Raw genomic sequence first — 20291 nt, forward strand, 5'->3', positions numbered from 1 at the left:
CTAAGTGGCGCTGCCGTGCACGATGTCGGTGTTGAGGATATCGACGCCGACCAGGGTGATGGTCGTCAGTTGCCCGCCGGTCTCGTGAATCGTCACGATGCTGTCGGCGCCGCTGTTGTCGATGTTCTGCACGGTGGAGCTGGCGTCGCCGTTGAGGACCAGCTTGTCACGCTGGCCGGCGGTGTCGAAGCCGGTGACCTGGTACTTGTTCTCGGTGCGGGCCAGGTCGACGTTGAAGGCCTCACGGGTGCCGGTCACGCCCGCCAGCACGTAATCGAAGGTCCCGCCCGCGGCCTTGTTGGCGAACAGGTTGGTGGTGAAGGAGCTGGTGGCGGTGTCTCCGTCCCCGTCGGTCACCGTGGCGTTGAACGACAGCTTGACGTCGCTGGCCAGGTTCTCGACCTGCCGGATGAACTGGATGGTCGGGACCTTGATCATGCCTTCGGCCATGGTCAGCTGGATGGCGTCGATCATCTTGCCGGCGACTGTCTGCACGGTGAAGGACTTCTGCCCGCCGGACTCGTTCTGCAGGTTGGCCGCCAGCACTTTGATCGGCGCGCCGGACGTCGTGCCGTCGTCGTAGTAGGCGACGTAATACAGGGACTCCGTCGCCGGGTCGTAGCCACCCACCGAGTTGTCGATGAAGACCTTCACCGAGGTCAGCAGGGTCTGCGGGTTGGCGACGAAGCTGTCGTCACCGGCGGTAATGCCGGCACCGCTGCCCTGGAGGACGTTGTTCTTCACGCCGATGCCGGAAGTGCTGACATTGAGGGCCTTCTGGTCGTCGATGTATGACGGCAGCGGGTTGGTCTGCAGTTGCACTTCGGTGGGGTCGGTCGCGCCCTGTCCGATACCGGTCAGGATGCTGTTTGCCCCCGTCTGCGGGGCCAGCGCCTTGGCGGCGAAGAAGACCACGGCGTCAGTGCCGATGGTCAGCGTCTGCACCGGGTCCGGGCCGCCGGCGCCGAGCTGGCCGTTGGCGGTGCTCAGCACCAGTGTCGAGCTGAAGCCCTGCACCAGGTCGAGGGTGTAGGTGCCATCCGCCAGGGCCGTCAGGGTGTAGTCCACGCTGGTGTTGGCGGTGCTGGCATTGTTGTCGAAGTCGCCGGTGAGGGTGCCCGCGAAGTGGTAGGCGCCATTGGCGTCCGGCGATGGCGATTGCTCGGTGAGCGTGCCGGTCCCGGTGGTGGTGGTGCCGTTGGGCCGTACCAGGGTGAACTGCCCGTTCGCCAGGACGATATCCAGCCCCGCAGCACCACTGCCGTCGGCGCCGAAGGCATGGTCCCAGTAGCCGGTCTGCGCCAGGGTGCTGCCGGTGCCGACGATGTTGCCGAAGGCCAGCGACGGTCCGTCGTCCTTGAAGATCAGGTTCTGGCCGATGTTCAGCGTGGCCTGGGCGCTGTCGCCATCCTTGTCGGTGATGGTCCCGGTGAGCTTCACCAGGTTGTCCGCGCTGAGGGTCCTGCTGTCGTCAGGGTTGCTGGTATTGGCATGCACCACGGCGCGCAACTGGTCGAGGGTGACGTCACCGTTGCTGGCTGCGCTGACGGTAAACACCAGTGCATTGCTGACTGCGGTGCGACCCTCCACCACGCCGTTGTTGACGGACAGGTTCACCGCCTGGCCGGTCGCCGTGTCGACCAGGCCGGAAGGCCCGGCGACCACGCTCAGGGTGTAGGTCAGGGTGCCGGCTCCGTCGGCGCCGTACGCTGAGGTGAAGTTGGCGGCGAAGTTCGCCGTGGCGTTGGTGGCGAGCACGGTTTCGTCCACCGTCAGGGTCGGTTCGACGCCGGTGGTGCTGATGCTCGGCCCGTCATCCTTGAAGATCAGGTTCTGGCCGATGTTCAGCGTCGTCTGGGCGCTGTCGCCGTCCCTGTCGGTCTTGGTCGCGGTCAGGGTTACCAGGCTGTCCGAGCTCAGGGTCCTGGAGTCATCGGGATCGCTGGTGTTGTCGTGGACGATGGCGCGCAACTGATCGAGGGTGACGTCACCGTTGGCATTGACACTGACGGTGAAGACCAGGTCGCCGCTGACGGCGCAACGGCCTTCGACCACCGTGCCGTTGAGGGAGAGCAGCACCGACTGGCCGGTGGCGGTGTCGGTCAGCCCGGAGGCCCCCGAGACGCAGCCCAGGGTGTAGGTCAGGGTGCCGGCTCCGTCGGCGCCGAACGAGGAGTTGAAGTTGGCGGAGAAGGCCTTCAGCGAGTTGGTGCTGAGGTCGGAATCATCCACGGTCATCACCGGTTCCGTGCCGGCGGGGCTGACGCTCGGGCCGTCGTCCTTGAACACCAGGTTCTGGCCGATGTTCAGCGTGGCCTGGGCACTGTCGCCCTCCTTGTCGGTCTTGGTCGCGGTAAGTTTCACCAGGTCGTCGGAGGTCAGCGTGCGGGAGTCATCCGGGTTGCTGGCGTCGGCATGCACGATGGCGCGTATCTGGTCCAGCGTCACGGTGCCGTTGGCGGCGACGCTGACGGTGAACACCAGGTCGTTGCTGGAAGCCGTGCGGCCTTCGACGACGCCGTTGTTGACCGAGAGGTTCACGGCCTGCCCGGTGGCGGTGTCGGTCAGCCCGGAGGCACCGGCAATCACGCTCAGCGCATAGGTCAGGGTGCCCGCGCCATCGGCGCCGAAGGCCGAGCTGAAGTTGGCAGCGAAGCTCTGGCTGGCATCGGTGCCGAGTGCCGATTCGTCCACCGTCAGCGTGGGCTCGGTGCCGGTGGTGCTGATGCTCGGGCCGTCGTCCTTGAAGTTCAGGTTCTGGCCGATGTTCAGCGTGGCCTGGACACTGTCGCCGTCCTTGTCGGTCTTGGTCGCGGTGAGTTTCACCAGGTCATCGGAGGTCAGCGTGCGGGAGTCATCCGGATTGCTGGTGTCGGCGTGCACGATGGCGCGTATCTGGTCCAGCGTCACGGTGCCGTTGGCGGCGACGCTGACGGTGAACACCAGGTCGTTGCTGGAAGCCGTGCGGCCTTCGACGACGCCGTTGTTGACCGAGAGGTTCACGGCCTGCCCGGTGGCGGTGTCGGTCAGCCCGGAGGCTCCGGCGATTACGCTCAGCGCGTAGGTCAGGGTGCCCGCGCCGTCGGCGCCAAAGGCCGAGGTGAAGTTGGCGGCGAAGCTCTGGCTGGCATCGGTTGCCAGGGCGGATTCGTCCACTGTCAGCGTGGGTTCTGTGCCTGTGGTGCTGATGCTCGGGCCGTCATCCTTGAAGTTCAGGTTCTGGCCGATGTTCAGCGTGGCCTGGACACTGTCGCCGTCCTTGTCGGTCTTGGTTGCGGTGAGTTTCACCAGGTCGTCGGAGGTGAGGGTCTTCGAGTCATCCGGATCGCTGGTGTTGGGGTGGACCACGGCGCGGATCTGGTCGAGGGTGACGTTACCGGTGGTGTCGACGCTCACCGTGAACACCAGGTCGTTGCTGACCGCCGTGTGGCCTTCGACTACGCCGTTGTTGACCGAGAGGTTCACCGCCTGCCCGGTGGTGGTGTCGGTCAGCCCGGAGGCGCCGGCGATCACGCTCAGCGCATAGGTCAGGGTGCCTGCGCCGTCAGCGCCGAAGGCCGAGGTGAAATTGGCGGCGAAGCCCTGGGTATCGTTGGTGGCTAGGGCCGATTCGTCCACGGTCAGGGTCGGCTCGGTGCCCGTGGTGCTGATGCTCGGCCCATCGTCCTTGAAGACGAGGTTCTGGCCGATGTTCAGTGTGGCCTGGGCGCTGTCGCCGTCCTTGTCGGTCTTGGTCGCGGTGAGTTTCACCAGGTCGTCGGAGGTCAGCGTGCGGGAGTCATCCGGATTGCTGGTGTCGGCGTGCACGATGGCGCGGATCTGATCCAGCGTCACGGTACCGTTGGCGGCCACGCTGACGGTGAATACCAGGTCGTTGCTGACCGCCGTGCGGCCTTCGACCACGCCGGCATTGACCGACAGATTCACCGCCTGCCCGGTGGCGGTGTCGGTCAGCCCGGAGGCGCCGGCGATCACGCTCAGCGCATAGGTCAGGGTACCGGCATTGTCGGCGCCGAAGGCGGAGGTGAAGTTGGCGGCAAAGCTCTGGCTGGCGTCGCTGGCCAGGGCGGATTCGTCCACGGTCAGCGTCGGCTCGGTGCCGGTGGTGCTGATGCTCGGGCCGTCATCCTTGAACACCAGATTCTGGCCGATGTTCAGGGTGGCTTGGGCGCTGTCGCCGTCGCCGTCGGTCTTGGTCGCGGTGAGCTTCACCAGGTCGTCGGAGGCGAGGGTTTTCGAGTCATCCGGATCGTTGGTGTCGGGGTGGACCACGGCGCGGATCTGGTCGAGCGTGACGGTGCCGTTGGCGGCCACGCTGACGGTGAACACCAGGTCGTTGCTGACCGCCGTGCGGCCTTCGACCACGGCGCCGTTCATGGACAGGTTCACCGCTTCGCCGGTGGCTGTGTCCACCAGTCCCGAGGCGCCGGCAATCACGCTCAGCGCGTAGGTCAGGGTGCCCGCGCCGTCGGCCCCGAAGGCCGAGGTGAAGTTGGCGGCGAAGCTCTGGCTGGCATCAGTGGCGAGGACGGTTTCGTCCACCGTCAGCGTGGGTTCGGTGCCGGTGGTGCTGATGCTCGGGCCGTCGTCCTCGAAGATCATCTTCGAGCCGATTTCCGCCGTCGCCGTGGACACCTGCAGCAACTTGAAGCCGCCGATGTCGAAGTCGGCGTGGTCATTGCCCTTGGCGTCGACCGCCGCGCCGTTCTCGACCAGCACGCGGTTGTGGTCCGCCGTGGTGGTGTATTCGATCTTGTAGCCGGCCAGCACGCCAGTGATGGTCGCCACGCCGCCGTTGAAGGTGATGGCGATGGTCGGATCGTTCACCGTGCCGTTGGAGTTTTCCACCACCGCGTTGGTGGCGATATTGATGACCCGGACGTTGGTGATGGCAATGGCGGTGTCGCCGGCATAGCCGTCGATGAAGTTCGTACCTGATTCGGCGGCGGTGCTGAAGGCGCTGATCTTGACGATGGCGCTCTTGCCGCTCTGCAACTGCACCACATCGAAGCTGGCGGTCTTGGCGTTGAACATCTGGGTGAAGTCGATGTTCGCCTCGATGTCCGCTTCATTCTGGTCCAGGTTGGGAATGGTCACGTTCTGCCGGGCACCGGTGACGAAGGTGAAGCGGATGCCTTCCTGCTCGACGATCATCTGGTTGTTGGTGCCGAAGGTGGTCGGGCCGCCAGCCTGGCTGGTGTTGATGGTATCGCCGGTGGTGATGTTGGCGCCGGTGGACTGGTTGGCCGGGTCCTTGCCGGTGGCGATGATGGTCGGGTCGGTGATGCGCACCACTCCGTTTTCAGTGACCGTGGTCGGGTTCGCCGTGGTGAACATCAGGAACAGGTTCTGCCCGGATGGGGCGTCGGCCAGGCTGAAGGTCAGGTCCTGGCTGGTGCCGATGTAGACCTTGTTCAGCAGGTCGAGGGCATCGTCCGGGTTGCTGCCGTTGGGGTGCTTGAGGGGCTGGTATTCCACCGTCCAGATCTTGCCGCCGCTGACCGGCGAGCCGGTTTCCTCGATGTAGGCGGCGAACACGATGGCGCCTGAAGCGCTGCCGGCACGCCCGACGAGCACGTTGTTGTTGGTGCTGTCGGTGTAGAGCAGGATGTCGACGCCGGCGAGGGTGTCCAGGCCGCTGTCCAGGCCATTGAGCGGCGCGCCATTGCTGCCGGTGAAGAGGATGTCAGTGATGGCGCCACCGGGTGCCGCGCTGATGGTGAAGGCATTGCTGCCAGTGTTGCCGGCCGCGCCGGTGTAGCCGCTCAGGGCGGCACCCGAGGCGGTGCCGGCGCCGAGGGCGGTGAGACGGGCGGTGAACGCGGCCGGCAGGGAGGTCAGGAGGATGTCGTTGTCATTCGCGTCGCCTGCCGGGCTGGGGCTTGCCGTGGCGTTCTGCAGGCCGGCAGTTTCGTCGACCGTAACGGTCACGCCGGTCGCCACGACGGTGGGGCCGGCGTCAGTGAAGGTGGCGGTTGCCGTAGCGCCGCCGCTGGAGGCGGAGAGCAGGAATCGCGCCCCGGCCGAGTCGTCCGGGTCCACGTACCAGGAAGTGGTGACGCTGCCGTTGACCTGGCCGTCCAGGTCGCCGGCGCCGCCGTCGGTCACGTACCAGGGATCGTGGCCGGCACCGGCGTTGGTGTTGAGTACGTCGTCCGCGGTGCCCCATATGCCGTCGGCGCCGGGGCTGGTGGCGTGGTCCACCTCGATCTTCACGGTGCTGCCGGCAGCAAAGCCGCTGGCGGTGATGGTGGCAGTGCTGCCGGGGGCGTAATCGTTCTGGTCGGTGGTGACGGATGGGGCGCTGGTGTCATCTGCGGTGGGGCGCGTTGGCGGCGCAATTTTCTTATGGATGGTCATGATGTTCTCCCGTGCATGTCCATGCGTGGTGGCCAGACCTCGACTGCTGGCCTTTTACTGCTACATGCCACGACTATGGGGACGGCCCCCGGAATGCGCATCGGCCGATACTCCCAGGCGGCCTGGGAGTTTTGGACTAGTCCGGAAGGCAAGGGCAGGCGGCGCGCGGGCTGCAACGCAGCGCTTGCCGACGGGAGGTAGACAGATCGGCATTTGCCGGGAGAAGAAGCAAATCGCCGGGGAACGCCCATGAAAAAGCCCGCATCATGCGGGCTTCTTTCATTCTGGCGGTTTGTATCAGTGCTTCGGCGCGTCGTCCGGCAGGGCTAGGACCTGCTTCTCGCGGTTCCAGTCGAAGGGCTCGCCGTTCTCCTCGGCCTCGAAGCGACGCTCGTCCAACTGCTGGTACATCTGCAGCTCTTCGTCGGGCATGTAGTGCAGGCAGTCACCGCCGAAAAACCACAGCAGGTCGCGCGGGATCAGGTGGGCGATCTGCGGGTAGCGGTGGAAGATCTGGCTGATCAGGTCCTGGCCCAGGTACTGAGCGCCTTCCGGGTCGCGCGGCAGTTCCGCCAGCAGTTCGTCGAAGCGCTCGAGGAACAGGCCGTGGTTGTCCTCGGGTACCTGCTCGGCTTCACCCAGGGCGCCAAGAATCATGCGCAGGTGGTTGAGCAGGGCGATATGGTGGTCGAGATAGGCACTGGCCATGGGAGTTCCTCTGGAGCTGGATTAAAACGGCCGGGGAGTATATCGGGTTTCGCCGCTGCTGCCGCCGGGTCGATCAGCGGAGCGGGCGCATCTGGATCTGCCGGCGCTGGTTGTCGATCTGCTGGCGCTGCTGGTCGATGATGCGCTGCTGCTGTTGCAACTGCTGTTGCTGCAGGTCGCTCTTCTGCCGCTGGATCATCTGGTCGCTCTGCCGCCGCTGCTCGTTCCAGCGCCGCTGGTTGTCCTGCTGGCGCTGCAGGTCCTGCTGCTGCATCTGCAGGCGCTGGTCCTCGTAGTTGAGGCGCTGGCTGTCCAGCTGGTTTTGCCGCAGCTGCTGCTGGCGGCGCAGGCTGTCCTGCTGTTGCTGGATTGGGTCGATGACCGGGCTGGGTGGCGGCGCCGGGCGTTGCCGGCTGGGGTAGAGCCAGGGGTCGGCCTGGGCGCTGCCAACCAGCACCATTGCCAGGACGAGAAGCAGGGATCGACGCATGGTGCGGTTCTCCATTGCGGTGATTGCTGCAGTGTGCACCCGATAGCCCGAACCGGCATTGCTTTGCGTCGGACAAAAGAAGGGCGCCCGAAGGCGCCCCGTGCGTGAAGCGTGACAGTTACTCCGCCGAGGTGGTCGGCTTGCGGGCCGGTTTCTCCGTGCGTGCCTCTTCGTGGACGGGGTGTTTCCCAGTCAGTTCTTCCTTGGAAAAGTCGTCCACGTCGATCACCGCGCGGCGTGCGCGTTCGGCGGCGTGCAGGGTTTGCGCTTCGGCCGCTTCCAGCATGCCAGCCTCGAGGGCTGCGTCGATGGGCGACTGCCCCGGCTTGGGCGCCACGCCATGCTCCTTGAGGGCCTTGTGCAGCTTCTTCTGCAAGGGTGCAGCGACGGCAAGCTGGTCGTAGGCGGTGGTGAGCTTGGCCACCGGATCATCCGCGCCCGTGGGCAGGTGGGCGCCGGCAAGGATTGCCTGCAATGCCGGGTCGCTCAGCGGGCGGCCGAGGATGTGGGCAATCTCGGCGTCCAGCGCGTCGCTCGGGCCACGGTGGCGACGACCCAGTGGCAGCACCAGCACACGCAGCAGGCAGGCGAAGGCGCGGTTGGGGAAGTTGTCGATCAGGTCGGCCAGCGCCGCTTCGGCCTTCTCCAGGTTCTCCTCCATGGCCCAGTGCAGCAGCGGGTGCAGGTAGTCCGGGTTGTCCAGGTCGTGATAGCGCTTGAGTGCGGCGGAGCCGAGGTACAGGTGGCTGAGCGCATCGCCCAGCCGCGCGGACAGGCGTTCGCGGCGCTTCAGCTCGCCGCCGAGCATCATCATGCTGAAGTCGGCGAGGAGGGCGAAGGATGCGGCGAGGCGGTTCAGCGCACGGTAGTACGGACGGCTGATACGGTCCCCCGGCACCTGGTCGAAGCTGCCGAAGCCCAGGCCCAGCAACAGGCTGCTGGCGGCGTTGCTGACGGCGAAGCCGATGTGGTTGAGCAGCAGTTCGTCGAACTCGCGCTCGGCCTGGTCCTGATCCTCGCGGCGGGCCAGCTCCATTTCCTTGAGTACGTACGGATGGCAGCGGATGGCGCCCTGGCCGAAGATCATCAGATTGCGCGAGAGGATGTTGGCGCCCTCGACGGTGATGAAGATCGGCGCAGCCTGCCAGGAGCGGCCCAGGTAGTTGTTCGGGCCGAGGATGATGCCCTTGCCGCCATGGATATCCATCGCGTGGGCGATGCACTCGCGGCCGCGTTCGGTGAGGTGGTACTTGAGGATGGCCGAGAGCACCGAGGGCTTCTCGCCCAGGTCCACTGCGTTGGCGGTGAGGATGCGTGCGCTGTCCATCATCCAGGCATTGCCGCCGATGCGGGCGAGGGCTTCCTGGATGCCTTCGAAGGCCGACAGCGGCACGTTGAACTGCTCGCGCACCTGGGCGTAGCGGCCGCTGACGTAGCTGCCAGCCTTGGCGGCGCTGGTGCCGACTGCCGGCAGGGAGATGGAGCGGCCCACCGACAGGCAGTTCATCAGCATCATCCAGCCTTTGCCGATCATCTCCTGGCCGCCGATGATGTAGTCCAGCGGCACGAACACATCCTTGCCGGAGTTGGGGCCGTTCATGAAGGCGGCGCCCAGCGGCACGTGGCGGCGGCCGATCTGCACGCCGTCGGTATCGGTGGGGATCAGCGCCAGGGTGATGCCGAGGTCTTCCTCCTCGCCCAGCAGGTGGTCCGGGTCATGGCACTTGAAGGCCAGACCGAGGAGGGTGGCCACCGGGCCTAGGGTGATGTAGCGCTTCTCCCAGGTGAGGCGCAGGCCGATGACTTCCTGGCCTTCCCACTGGCCCTTGCAGACCACGCCGACGTCGGTCATGCCGCCAGCATCGGAACCGGCCTGCGGGCTGGTCAGGGCGAAGCAGGGGATCTCGTCGCCAGTGGCCAGGCGCGGCAGGTAGCGCTGGCGCTGGGCGTCGGTGCCGTAGTGCAGCAGCAGTTCGGCCGGGCCGAGGGAGTTGGGCACCATCACCGTAGAGGCAAGGTCGCCGCTGCGGGTGGCGAGCTTCATCACCACCTGGGAGTGGGCGAAGGCGGAGAAGCCCTTGCCGCCATATTCCTTGGGAATGATCAGGCCGAAGAAGCCCTGGCTCTTGATGTAAGCCCAGGCTTCGGGCGGCAGGTCCATGTCCTTGCCGACCTGGTAATCGTTGATCATCGCGCAGAGCTGCTCGGTGGGACCGTCGACGAACGCCTGCTCCTCCTCAGTCAGTTGCGCACGGGGGTAGGCCAGCAGGGTGTGCCAGTCCGGGCGGCCGCTGAACAGCTGGCCATCCCACCAGACGGTACCGGCCTCGATGGCCTCGCGTTCGGTCTCGGACATCGGCGGCAGGGTCTTCTTGAACCAGGCGAACAGCCGCGAGGTGAACAGGCTGCGGCGCAGGTCGGTGGCGAGAATGGTCACCGCGACTACCGCCCAGAGCAGCCACAACGGCACCATCCAGCCGTGGGCGTGGCTGAACAGGCTCATCAATGCAAGGTACACGGCGACGATGCCAAGTGCCTTCAGGGGCGCGGCGCGGCGGTGCGCGAGCCAGGCAACGCCGAGGATCAGGACGAGTAACCAGACGAGTAGCATGCGGATTCCTCCATGACAGCCAGCTCCGGCAACCGCAGGCCGTGGCGGGCTTGGTGACGAGAGTGCGCGAACATGGCGGCAGGTGTTCCCGGTCGGGGCCCCTCCACCTTGCAACGGAAGCTTAGCTGGGCGAATCGGACCGATGGCCGCATGGCCGGACAGCTTGGCCGGATCGCCTTGTCGGGTAGCCGATCCGGCTGGTTAGACTGGTGGCGACATCAAGGACGACCAGCCCGGAGACAGCGCCATGCAGCAATACCTCAAGCCCAGCCGCTTCGTGGATAGTGACCACCCGGGGGTGATCGAGTTCGCTCTAAATCACCGTGGCGACGGCGGCACCCCGCTGGAGCAGGCGGTGGCGCTGTATTACGCGGTGCGCGACAAGGTTCGCTACAACCCGTACGTGTTCAGCCGCGACCCGCAGACGCTCAAGGCCAGCCATGCGCTGGAAACCGGGCAGTCCTACTGCGTGCCCAAGGCCACGCTGCTGGCGGCCTGCGCCCGCTATTGCGGTATCCCCGCGCGCATCGGACTGGCCGACGTGAAGAACCACCTGGCCACGCCGCGCCTGCTGGAACTGCTGCGCAGCGAAGTGTTCGCGATGCACGGCTACACCGAGCTGTTCCTCGAGGGGCGCTGGGTCAAGGCTACGCCGGCCTTCGACATCGGCCTGTGCGAGGCCTTCGGCGTGCTGCCGCTGGAGTTCGACGGGCGCACCGACAGCGTCTTCCACCCGTTCAACCGCGACGGTGAGCGGCACATGGAGTACCTGCGCGACCACGGCCAGTTCCCCGACGTACCCGAGGAATTCTTCTTCGGCTACCTCAAGCAATGCTACCCGCACCTGTTCATGGGCGAGGACGCGCCGCTGCAGGGCGACATGCGCAGCGAAGCCGCTAAAGCATGAACGCAATCGATAGTGACCATCAGTAGCTGTGTCTTTTTTCCTCGCGCCGTTGCCGGTAGGGTGCCGTCATCCGAAGTCACGTCTTCAAGCCGTGGCTTCATCCGATGACGACAACAAGAGAGGCGCAGCATGCTCAAGATCTGGGGCCGGAAGAATTCCTCCAACGTGCGCAAGGCGCTCTGGTGCGCGGAAGAGGCCGGTCTGGCCTATGAACGGATCGACGCCGGCGGCGCTTTCGGCCTGGTCAACGACGAGCCCTACCGCTCGCTGAACCCCAACGGTGTGGTGCCGACCCTGGACGACGACGGCTTCGTGCTCTGGGAGTCCAACACCATCGTCCGCTACCTTGCCGCGCGCTACGCCCCGGACCTGTATCCGCAGGACCTGCAGCAGCGCGCCAGCGCCGAGAAATGGATGGACTGGACCACCTCGTCCCTCGCCACGCCGTTCCGCACCGTGTTCTGGGGAACCGTGCGCACGCCGCCGGAGCAGCGCGACGTGGCCGCCATCCAGGCCGCCATCGACATCTGCGCCAACCTGCTGGCCATTCCCGAAGCGACCCTGGCGAAACAGCCGTACCTCACCGGCGAACAATTCGGCATCGGTGACATTCCGCTGGGCTGCTTCATCTATGCTTGGTTCGAAATGCCCATCGAGCGCCCGGCACAGCCGCATCTCGCGGCCTGGTACGAGCGCCTGAAGGCGCGCCCGGCCTACCGTGACGCAGTGATGACCGATCTGACCTGAATGCCTGCGCGTGCCGCAGAGGTTGCAATCCTCGCGGCGTACCCTTATCAAGCAGGCCTTTTTCCAAAGACATGCGTCTTTCCACCGACTTTCAACGGGAAAACCCATGAGTTCCGCGCTGTCCATCCGTCAACTGACGAAGACCTACGGCAACGGCTTCCAGGCCCTCAAGGGCATCGATCTGGACGTCGCCGAGGGCGATTTCTTTGCCTTGCTGGGCCCCAACGGCGCCGGCAAATCTACCACCATCGGCATCCTTTCCACCCTGGTGAACAAGACCAGCGGCACAGTGAACGTGTTCGGCCATGACCTGGACAAGGACCCGTACGGTTTGAAGCGCTGCCTGGGCGTAGTGCCCCAGGAGTTCAACTTCAACCAGTTCGAGAAGGTGTTCGACATCGTCGTCACCCAGGCCGGCTACTACGGCATCCCGATGAGCGTGGCCAAGGGCCGCGCCGAGAAATACCTGACCCAGCTGGGCCTGTGGGACAAGCGCAACTCCGCTTCCCGCGAACTCTCCGGCGGCATGAAGCGCCGTCTGATGATCGCCCGCGCACTGGTACACGAGCCGCGCCTGTTGATCCTCGACGAACCCACCGCCGGCGTGGACATCGAACTGCGCCGCTCGATGTGGAACTTCCTCACCGAGCTCAATGGCGAAGGCATCAGCATCATCCTCACCACGCACTATCTGGAGGAAGCCGAGCAGTTGTGCCGCAACATCGCGATCATCGACCACGGCACCATCGTGGAGAACACCAGCATGCGCAAGCTGCTGAGCAAACTGCACGTGGAGACCTTCTACCTCGACCTGCAAGGCACCCTGAGCGAGGCGCCGAAGCTCGATGGCTATCCGGTGCGCCTGGTGGATGACCACACCCTGGAAGTGCAGGTGGACAAGTCGCTGGGCATCAACGGCCTGTTCGTCCAGCTCAATGCCCAGGGCCATCAGGTGCTGAGCCTGCGCAACAAGAGCAACCGCCTGGAGGAACTGTTCGTGTCGCTGGTGGAGAAGAATCTGTCGAAGGTGGCGGTATGAGTCACGAACTGCGCGCCAACTGGGTCGCCCTCAACACCATCGTCTACCGCGAAGTCCGCCGCTTCCTGCGCATCTGGCCGCAGACCCTGCTGCCGCCAGCGATCACCATGGTTCTGTACTTTGTCATCTTCGGCAACCTGATCGGCCGGCAGATCGGCGACATGGGCGGCTTCACCTACATGCAGTACATCGTGCCGGGGCTGATCATGATGTCGGTGATCACCAACTCCTACGGCAACGTGGTGTCGAGCTTCTTCGGCAGCAAGTTCCAGCGCAACATCGAGGAGCTGCTGGTCTCGCCGGTATCGCCGCACACTATCCTCCTGGGCTTCGTCTGCGGCGGCGTGCTGCGCGGCCTGGCGGTGGGCGTGATCGTCACCATCCTGTCGCTGTTCTTCACCGACCTGCAGATCCACCACCTGGGCATCACCGTGCTGGTGGTGGTGCTGACAGCGGCGATCTTCTCCATGGGCGGCTTCGTCAATGCGGTGTTCGCACGCAACTTCGACGACATCTCGATCATCCCGACCTTCGTGCTGACGCCGCTGACCTACCTGGGCGGGGTGTTCTACTCGATCACGCTGCTGCCGCCGTTCTGGCAGACGGTGTCGCTGGCCAATCCGATCCTGCACATGGTCAACGCTTTCCGCTACGGCATCCTCGGCGTGTCCGACATCCGCATCGGCACGGCGGTGATCTTCATGCTGGTGGCGACCGTGCTGCTGTACGTCTTCTGCGTGCGCCTGCTGGTGAGTGGGCGCGGCATGCGCCAGTGAGCGGCTCGTTGCGCTGATGAAAAAGGCCCCGGTTGGGGCCTTTTTTTTCTTTTTGAGGTAGGCAAATCTGATTCCCCAGCGGGACCCGGCTCTTGCAGGAGCGAGCTTGCTCGCGAACCGCCCAGCGCGAGAGCTGCCGGTGAATCAGTTCGCGAGCAAGCTCGCTCCTACAGGGAGTGGCTTTTCGGAAACTCGATAACGAACCGCGTCCACCCGTCGGCCGACTCACAGCGAATCTCCCCGCCATGGGCCCGCACGATGGACCGGCAGATAGCCAACCCCAATCCGGCATGTTCGCCCTGGCCTTCGCGGCGAGCAGGGTCGGCGCGGTAGAAGCGATCGAACAGGCGCGGCAGGCGCTCGGCGGGAATTTCCCGGCCAGGGTTCTCCACGCTCAGGCGGTCCGGTTCCAGGCGCACGCGAATCTGCCCGCCGTCCGGGGTGAAGCGCAGCGCGTTGTCCAGCAGGTTGGCCAGCACCCGGCGCAGCAAGGCACGGTCGCCCTGTACGGACAGCTCGCCATCACGCTCCAGGCGAATCGACTTCTCCTCCGCCAATGGCCCGTAGAACTCCAGCAACTCGTCCACCTCGCCGGCTAGCGCCAGCGGCTGGCTATTGGGCGTGAGCAGGCCGTGGTCGGCCTTGGCCAGAAACAGCATGTCGTTGACCATCGCGGTGAGCCGCTCCAGCTCCTCCAGGTTGCCGTGCAGCGCCTCGCGGTATTCCTCCAGGCTGCGCGTGCGCGACAGCACCACCTGTGTCTGGGTCAGCAGCCCGGTGAGCGGCGTGCGCAGCTCGTGGGCGATGTCGGCGGAGAAGGCTGACAGGCGCTGGAAGGCTTCTTCCAACCGCGCCAGCATGGCGTTCAGCTCGCCGGCCAGACCGCGCAGTTCCTGCGGCATCTGCCCGGCATCCAGGCGAGTGGTCAGCGAGTGCGCGCTGACCTGTGCCGCCACTTCACTCATGCGCCGCAGAGGCTTCAGGCTGGCGCGGGCGGCCCAGGCGCCCAGCAGCGCGGTGGCCAGGGCGGAGAAGCCCATGGTCATCCAGATCAGCCGCTGCATGCGCTGCAGGAAATGCTGGTGGTGGGTGATGTCGAGGATCAGCGTCAGTTGCGGGCCGTCGGATCGCTCGGCATTCAATGGCGCTTGCAGTTCGCGGTAGGCAGGGGGTTCGTCGCTGGCCATGTTCATCGTCGGCAGTTGCCAGAACCAGCGTTGCCCGTCAGCGCCTTGCAGGCGCAGGCCGAGGTCGGGATGGCGTTCCAGTTCGCGGCGCAGTTCGGCGTTATGCGGGGCAAGTTCGTCGGCGCTGCCGACATCCTTCAGGACATCGCGGAAGATCGCCAGTTTGCCGCTCAGCAGTTGCTGATCCAGTTCGATGAAATGCGCCTCGCTGGCGCGGCTGAAAACAATGCCCGCCATCAGCGACACGGCGGCGGTGCAGCCGGCGAACAGCAGGCTCAAGCGCAGGCCGAGGGACAGGCGGGCGCTCATGCTTCACGCTCTTCCAGCACGTAGCCCATGCCGCGCACGGTGTGGATCAGGCGCTGCGGGAAGTCGTCGTCGACCTTGGCGCGCAGGCGGCGGATGGCGACTTCGATGACGTTGGTATCGCTGTCGAAATTCATGTCCCACACCTGGGAGGCGATCAGCGACTTGGGCAGCACCTCGCCGCGGCGCCTCAGCAGCAGTTCCAGCAGGGCGAACTCCTTGGCGGTCAGGTCGATGCGCTTGCCGGCGCGCTGCACGCGGCGGCGCAGCAGGTCCAGTTCGAGGTCGGCCAGTTGCAGGGTGGTTTCCTGCAACTGCTGGCCGCCGCGGCGCAGCAGAGTACGCACGCGGGCGAGCAGTTCGACGAAGGCGAAGGGCTTCACCAGGTAATCGTCAGCACCCAGCTCCAGGCCGCGCACGCGGTCCTCCACGGCATCACGGGCGGTGAGGAACAGCACGGGCACGGCGCTGCCGGTCTGGCGAACTGCCTGGAGGATCTGCCAGCCATCGCGGCCGGGCAGCATCACATCGAGGATCAGCAGGTCATGTTCACCGGCCAGGGCCAGTTGCAGGCCTTCGTCACCGTCCGCGCTCAGGTCGACGGCGAAGCCGGCCTCGCTGAGGCCCTGGCGCAGGTATTGGCCGATGCGGGGTTCGTCTTCGACGATGAGGAGTTTCATCCGGATATCCATTCAGGTGCTTTGGGGCGCGGCTGTCATCAGGGTAATGGGACGGTCAGCGAACTGACAGGGTCGGCATTGCACACTGGCGATGTGTTCATTCTCCAGCGCCATCGAGGAGCCCACCATGCACCTGATCATCTCCACGCTGTTTGCCGTGCTGTTCTTCCCCGCTACGCCGGTCCTGGCCGACGGAGGAGGGGACATCACCTTCCAGCGCATGCAGGAACAGGCCGCCACGGCGCGCCAGGCCTGCTGAATCCGATTCATCGTGCTGCCCCTTGCCCGCCCTTCGGCGGGCTTTTTTTCGCCCTCTTTATACCCCGTGCCGGGCGGGTGAGCGCCAAGCTGACAGAGTTGTAATCTTCCCGACAGGTAACCCTCAGCCGCCGACAGCGACCATGGCCAACATTCCAGAAAGGAGATTCGCCATGTCCCTGCGCCATCTGCTCCAAGTTTCCGCCCTCGGCCTTGCCGCCGCCATCAGCCTGCCGGCCCTGGCCGATGCCGGGCACGGCTATGACTTCGGCAAGCCGGCCAAGGCTACCCAGGCCACCCGCACCGTGGAGATCAAGCTGGGCGAGATGTTCTTCGAGCCGGAAAGCATCGACGTGAAGCCGGGCGAGACCGTGCGTTTCGTCATCCACAACACCGGCAGCCTGCTGCACGAGTTCAACCTGGGCAGCGCCGCCATGCACGCCGGTCACCAGAAGGAAATGCAGCAGATGATGGACTCGGGGATGCTCACCCCCACCGGCATGCACGACATGAGCAAGATGGACCCCGGCTCCATGGGCCATAGCAAGATGGACCATAGCAAGATGGGCCATGGCGATATGCCGATGATGAAGCACGACGACCCCAACAGCGTGCTGGTCGAGCCCGGCAAGACCGCCGAGCTGACCTGGACCTTCAGCAAGGCCACCAGCCTGGAGTTCGCCTGCAACATCCCGGGGCACTACCAGGCCGGCATGGTCGGCAAACTGACCGTCAAGCCCTGAGCGGGAGCGCTGCGATGATCCGCGCAAGGGAATGGGCTCTGGGGGCGCTGCTGCTGGCACCGTTGATGGTGCAGGCGGGCGTGTATGACCTGACGATTGGCGAGGGCGAGCTGAAGCTGTCCGACGGCGCTCGCAAGGCGCTCACGGTAAACGGGCAGACGCCCGCGCCCGAACTGCGCTTCAAGGAGGGCGAGGACGTCGAGCTGCGCGTGACCAACACCCTCGACCGCGATACCTCGCTGCACTGGCACGGGCTGATTCTGCCCTACACCCAGGACGGCGTGCCGGGGATCAGCTTCCCCGGCATCAAGCCCGGCGAAACCTTCACCTATCGCTTCACCGTGAAACAGTCCGGCACCTACTGGTACCACGCCCACAGCGACTTCCAGGAGATCGAGGGGCTGTACGGCCCGCTGGTGATCGAGCCAAAAGCGCGCGAGCCATACCGCTACGACCGCGAGTACACCCTGCTGCTGGCCGACTGGCACGACACCCGGCCGGAAACCGTGTTCGCCAACCTGAAGAAACAGAGCGACTACTACAACCGCAACCAGCGCACGCTGGGTGATTTCATCGCCGACTCCAGCGCCAATGGCTTCATGGCGACCCTGCGCGACCGCCTGGACTGGGGCGGCATGCGCATGACGCCAACGGACATCGCCGACATCACCGGCTTCCGTTTCCTGGTCAATGGCCAGGACTCCGAGCAGAACTGGAGCGGCCTGTTCAAGCCCGGCGAGCGCGTGCGCCTGCGCATCATCAACGGCTCGGGCATGAGCTACTTCGACCTGCGCGTTCCCGGCCTGAAAATGACCGTAGTGCAGGCCGACGGCAACGATGTGCAGCCGGTTAGCGTGGACGAACTGCGTATCGCCGTGGCGGAGACCTATGACGTGATAGTCCAGCCGAAGGAGGACCGCGCCTACACCTTCTTCGCCGAGGCGATGGACCGCAGCGGATACGCTCGCGCCACCCTCACACCCCGCGAAGGTCTGGTGGCCGCGGTGCCCGCGCTGCGCGAACGACCGCTGCTGAGCATGGCCGACATGGGTATGAACCATGAAGGAATGGACCACAGCGGCATGGCGATGGCTGAGTCGAAAGGCACGGACATGGCGGCAATGGATCATTCCAGCATGGCTGGTATGGATCATTCGCAGATGGCCGGCATGGATCACTCGAGCATGGCCGCGCCGAAATCCGACTACGCACCGGGCAGTGGCCTGACGCCGCAACCGGCCGAGCCGGGCAATCGCCTGCTGGTCTACGCGGACCTCAAGGCCATGCGCCCCTATGCCGACTACCGCGCGCCGGACCGCACCATCGAGTTCCGCCTGACCGGCAACATGGAACGCTACTTCTGGTCCATCGACGGCAGGAAGTACTCCGAGGCTGAACCTGTCCGCCTGACCTACGGCGAGCGCGTACGCATCCGCTTCGTCAACGACACCATGATGACCCACCCCATGCACCTGCATGGCATGTGGATGCAGCTGGACAAGGGTAACGGCCGCTTCAACCCGCTCAAGCATGTGGTCAGCGTGACGCCGGGCAGCACCCTGGACGTCGACGTGCCCGCCGATGCCCTGGGCGAATGGGCCTTCCACTGCCATCTGATCTACCACATGGCCGCCGGCATGATGCGCAAGGTCATAGTCGAGCCGGCTCCCGCCAGCGCCAGCCTCTGAGGAACCGCCATGAAACGCATAGCAACGGTGGCCTGCGCGGCGACCCTGGGCCTGGCCTTGCCCGCCGAAAGTGCCGAGATGGACGACATGCCCATGGGCTCGCTGCTGATCCAGCGCCTGGAAAGCCGCTTCCACGGCAACGACCAGGCGCTGGGTTGGGAAGCCCAGGGCTGGTACGGCAGCGATTATCAGAAGCTGCGCCTCAAGCTGGAAGGCGAGCGCGACGCCGGCGGCCCGACCACCGACAACGAGGTGCAACTGCTCTATCAGCGCATGGTCGCGGACTTCTGGGACTGGCAGGTGGGTGTGCGCCATGACGACCAGCCGGGGCCGTCGCGCACGTATGCGGTATTGGGCATCCAGGGGCTGGCGCCGCAGTGGTTCGAGGTGGACGCCAACCTGTTCCTCAGCGAACGCGGCGATCCGTCACTGCGCCTCGAAACCGAGTACGAACTGCTGCTGACCCAGCGCCTGATCCTGGAACCCTCGCTGGAATACAACCTGGCGCTGGCCGATGATCGCGACATTGGCGTGGGCGCCGGCGGTAGCGAATTGGAGGCCGGGTTGCGCCTGCGCTACGAGGTGCGCCGGGAATTCGCGCCGTACTTCGGCTACGTCTGGAGCAAGACCTACGGCCGCAGCGGCGATATTGCCCGCGCCGAGGGCGAGGATGACGAGGAGGGCTACTGGGTCGCGGGTGTGCGGATGTGGTTCTGACGCTTTTCGTAGGAGCGAGCTTGCTCGCGAATGAACGTCCCGGTGGGCTCGGTGCCTGGGCGGTTCGCGAGCAAGCTCGCTCCTACGGGGTACGCCGTCTCGGCATTCGGCTCGTCCGCCGGCTGCTGAAAGACGAGGCGGATTTGTATACACTCGCCGCCTCGCGCCACCATCCGCATCGCCGATCCAGCAGGTCTTTCCATGCAGCATCCCGCCGAACACTCGCCCCTGGGCAAATCCAGCGAATACGTCTCCACCTACGCGCCGGAATTGCTGTTCCCGATCTCCCGCACCACCAAGTGGGCGGAGCTGGGCCTGACCGCCGAAACGCTGCCCTACCAGGGCGTGGACCTGTGGAACTGCTACGAGCTGTCCTGGCTGACCGCCTCGGGCAAGCCGGTGGTGGCCATCGGCGAATTCGCCATTCCCGCGCAGTCGCCGAATATCATCGAGTCCAAGTCCTTCAAGCTCTACCTCAACTCGCTGAACCAGACCGCCTTCGACAGCTTCGAGGCCGTGCGCGCGGTGATGGAGCGCGACCTGTCCGCCGCCGCCGGGGCGCCGGTCGGTGTGCGCGTGCGTAGCCTGGACGACGTGGCGAGCGAGGGCGTGGCCGTGGTCGAGGGTACCTGCATCGACGACCTGGACCTTGCCGTGGACAGCTACGACCACCCGCGCCCGGAACTGCTGCGCTGCGACGACACCCGTCGCGTCGACGAAGTGCTCTACAGCCATCTGCTCAAATCCAACTGCCCGGTCACCGGCCAGCCGGACTGGGGCACGCTGGTCGTCGAGTACACCGGCCCGGCGCTGGATGCCGCGAGCCTGCTGGCCTACGTGGTTTCGTTCCGCCAGCACCAGGACTTCCACGAGCAGTGCGTCGAGCGCATCTACCTCGACCTGCAGCGCCTGCTGCAGCCGACCCGCCTGACCGTCTACGCACGCTATGTGCGCCGCGGCGGGCTGGACATCAACCCCTACCGCAGCAGCGACGCCGTGCAGCCGGATAATCGCCGCCTGGTGCGTCAGTAAGGCGGCAGTAAAACGCAGATACGAAAAACCCGGCCGAAGCCG

The 20291-nt window shown here is 65.4% G+C and carries 15 protein-coding genes; 9 read left to right on the forward strand and 6 right to left on the reverse strand.

From position 1 onward, the window contains the following. The 4 genes from AC2T4A_RS15335 to AC2T4A_RS15350 all read right to left on the reverse strand — a co-directional run bounded on the left by AC2T4A_RS15335 (window position 1) and on the right by AC2T4A_RS15350 (window position 10169). Window positions 1–6360, reverse strand: coding sequence for a DUF5801 repeats-in-toxin domain-containing protein (locus AC2T4A_RS15335; RefSeq protein ID WP_486743640.1), 6360 nt, complete (start codon window positions 6358–6360; stop codon window positions 1–3). A gap of 297 nt (window positions 6361–6657) precedes the next feature. Beyond that, the gene (locus tag AC2T4A_RS15340; protein ID WP_416748512.1) at window positions 6658–7068 is read right to left on the reverse strand and encodes a PA2817 family protein; all 411 of its coding nucleotides are present in this window, start codon (window positions 7066–7068) and stop codon (window positions 6658–6660) included. Window positions 7069–7141: 73 nt separating this feature from the next. Next, window positions 7142–7558, reverse strand: coding sequence for a PA2816 family glutamine-rich protein (locus tag AC2T4A_RS15345; protein WP_416748510.1), 417 nt, complete (start codon window positions 7556–7558; stop codon window positions 7142–7144). A 118-nt stretch (window positions 7559–7676) separates the two neighbouring features. Next, a complete protein-coding gene (locus AC2T4A_RS15350; protein ID WP_416748508.1) occupies window positions 7677–10169 on the reverse strand; it encodes an acyl-CoA dehydrogenase in 2493 nt (830 codons plus the stop codon). Between the two features lie 247 nt (window positions 10170–10416). Between AC2T4A_RS15350 and AC2T4A_RS15355 the strand changes: the two genes are divergently transcribed. The 4 genes from AC2T4A_RS15355 (at window position 10417) to AC2T4A_RS15370 (ending at window position 13638) form a co-directional block, all read left to right on the forward strand. Further along, entirely contained in the window at window positions 10417–11076 is a 660-nt protein-coding gene (locus tag AC2T4A_RS15355; RefSeq protein WP_416748506.1) for a transglutaminase-like domain-containing protein, read from the forward strand. A 129-nt stretch (window positions 11077–11205) separates the two neighbouring features. Next, a complete protein-coding gene (locus AC2T4A_RS15360; RefSeq protein ID WP_416748504.1) occupies window positions 11206–11823 on the forward strand; it encodes a glutathione S-transferase in 618 nt (205 codons plus the stop codon). A 106-nt stretch (window positions 11824–11929) separates the two neighbouring features. Next, the gene (locus tag AC2T4A_RS15365) at window positions 11930–12862 is read left to right on the forward strand and encodes an ABC transporter ATP-binding protein (protein ID WP_416748502.1); all 933 of its coding nucleotides are present in this window, start codon (window positions 11930–11932) and stop codon (window positions 12860–12862) included. Then, the gene (locus AC2T4A_RS15370) at window positions 12859–13638 is read left to right on the forward strand and encodes an ABC transporter permease (RefSeq protein WP_024763878.1); all 780 of its coding nucleotides are present in this window, start codon (window positions 12859–12861) and stop codon (window positions 13636–13638) included. The genes AC2T4A_RS15365 and AC2T4A_RS15370 overlap by 4 nt, the downstream gene beginning before the upstream one ends. 167 nt (window positions 13639–13805) lie before the next feature. Here AC2T4A_RS15370 and AC2T4A_RS15375 read toward each other — a convergent pair whose 3' ends face one another. Continuing rightward, window positions 13806–15134 carry a heavy metal sensor histidine kinase gene (locus AC2T4A_RS15375; RefSeq protein ID WP_486741113.1) on the reverse strand — a complete coding sequence of 443 codons (1329 nt, stop codon included), beginning with the start codon at window positions 15132–15134 and terminating at the stop codon, window positions 13806–13808. Beyond that, window positions 15131–15811, reverse strand: coding sequence for a heavy metal response regulator transcription factor (locus tag AC2T4A_RS15380; RefSeq protein ID WP_416748498.1), 681 nt, complete (start codon window positions 15809–15811; stop codon window positions 15131–15133). The genes AC2T4A_RS15375 and AC2T4A_RS15380 overlap by 4 nt, the downstream gene beginning before the upstream one ends. A 127-nt stretch (window positions 15812–15938) precedes the next feature. Between AC2T4A_RS15380 and AC2T4A_RS15385 the strand changes: the two genes are divergently transcribed. The 5 genes from AC2T4A_RS15385 to queF all read left to right on the forward strand — a co-directional run bounded on the left by AC2T4A_RS15385 (window position 15939) and on the right by queF (window position 20249). After that, the gene (locus tag AC2T4A_RS15385; protein WP_416748496.1) at window positions 15939–16070 is read left to right on the forward strand and encodes a co-regulatory protein PtrA N-terminal domain-containing protein; all 132 of its coding nucleotides are present in this window, start codon (window positions 15939–15941) and stop codon (window positions 16068–16070) included. 172 nt (window positions 16071–16242) lie between these two features. Continuing rightward, window positions 16243–16812 (forward strand): copper-resistant cuproprotein CopI, encoded by a 570-nt coding sequence (copI, locus tag AC2T4A_RS15390; RefSeq protein WP_486741114.1) that lies wholly within the window; start codon window positions 16243–16245, stop codon window positions 16810–16812. A 14-nt stretch (window positions 16813–16826) separates the two neighbouring features. Next, a complete protein-coding gene (locus AC2T4A_RS15395) occupies window positions 16827–18500 on the forward strand; it encodes a copper resistance system multicopper oxidase (protein ID WP_486741115.1) in 1674 nt (557 codons plus the stop codon). A 9-nt stretch (window positions 18501–18509) separates the two neighbouring features. Then, window positions 18510–19217: a copper resistance protein B gene (locus tag AC2T4A_RS15400; RefSeq protein WP_416748490.1), complete on the forward strand. Its 708-nt coding sequence runs from the start codon at window positions 18510–18512 to the stop codon at window positions 19215–19217. Between the two features lie 201 nt (window positions 19218–19418). Beyond that, window positions 19419–20249, forward strand: coding sequence for an NADPH-dependent 7-cyano-7-deazaguanine reductase QueF (gene queF / locus AC2T4A_RS15405; protein ID WP_478379405.1), 831 nt, complete (start codon window positions 19419–19421; stop codon window positions 20247–20249). Window positions 20250–20291: the final 42 nt, after the last annotated feature.

The organism is Pseudomonas sp. PVC-3-1, from assembly GCF_057444315.1.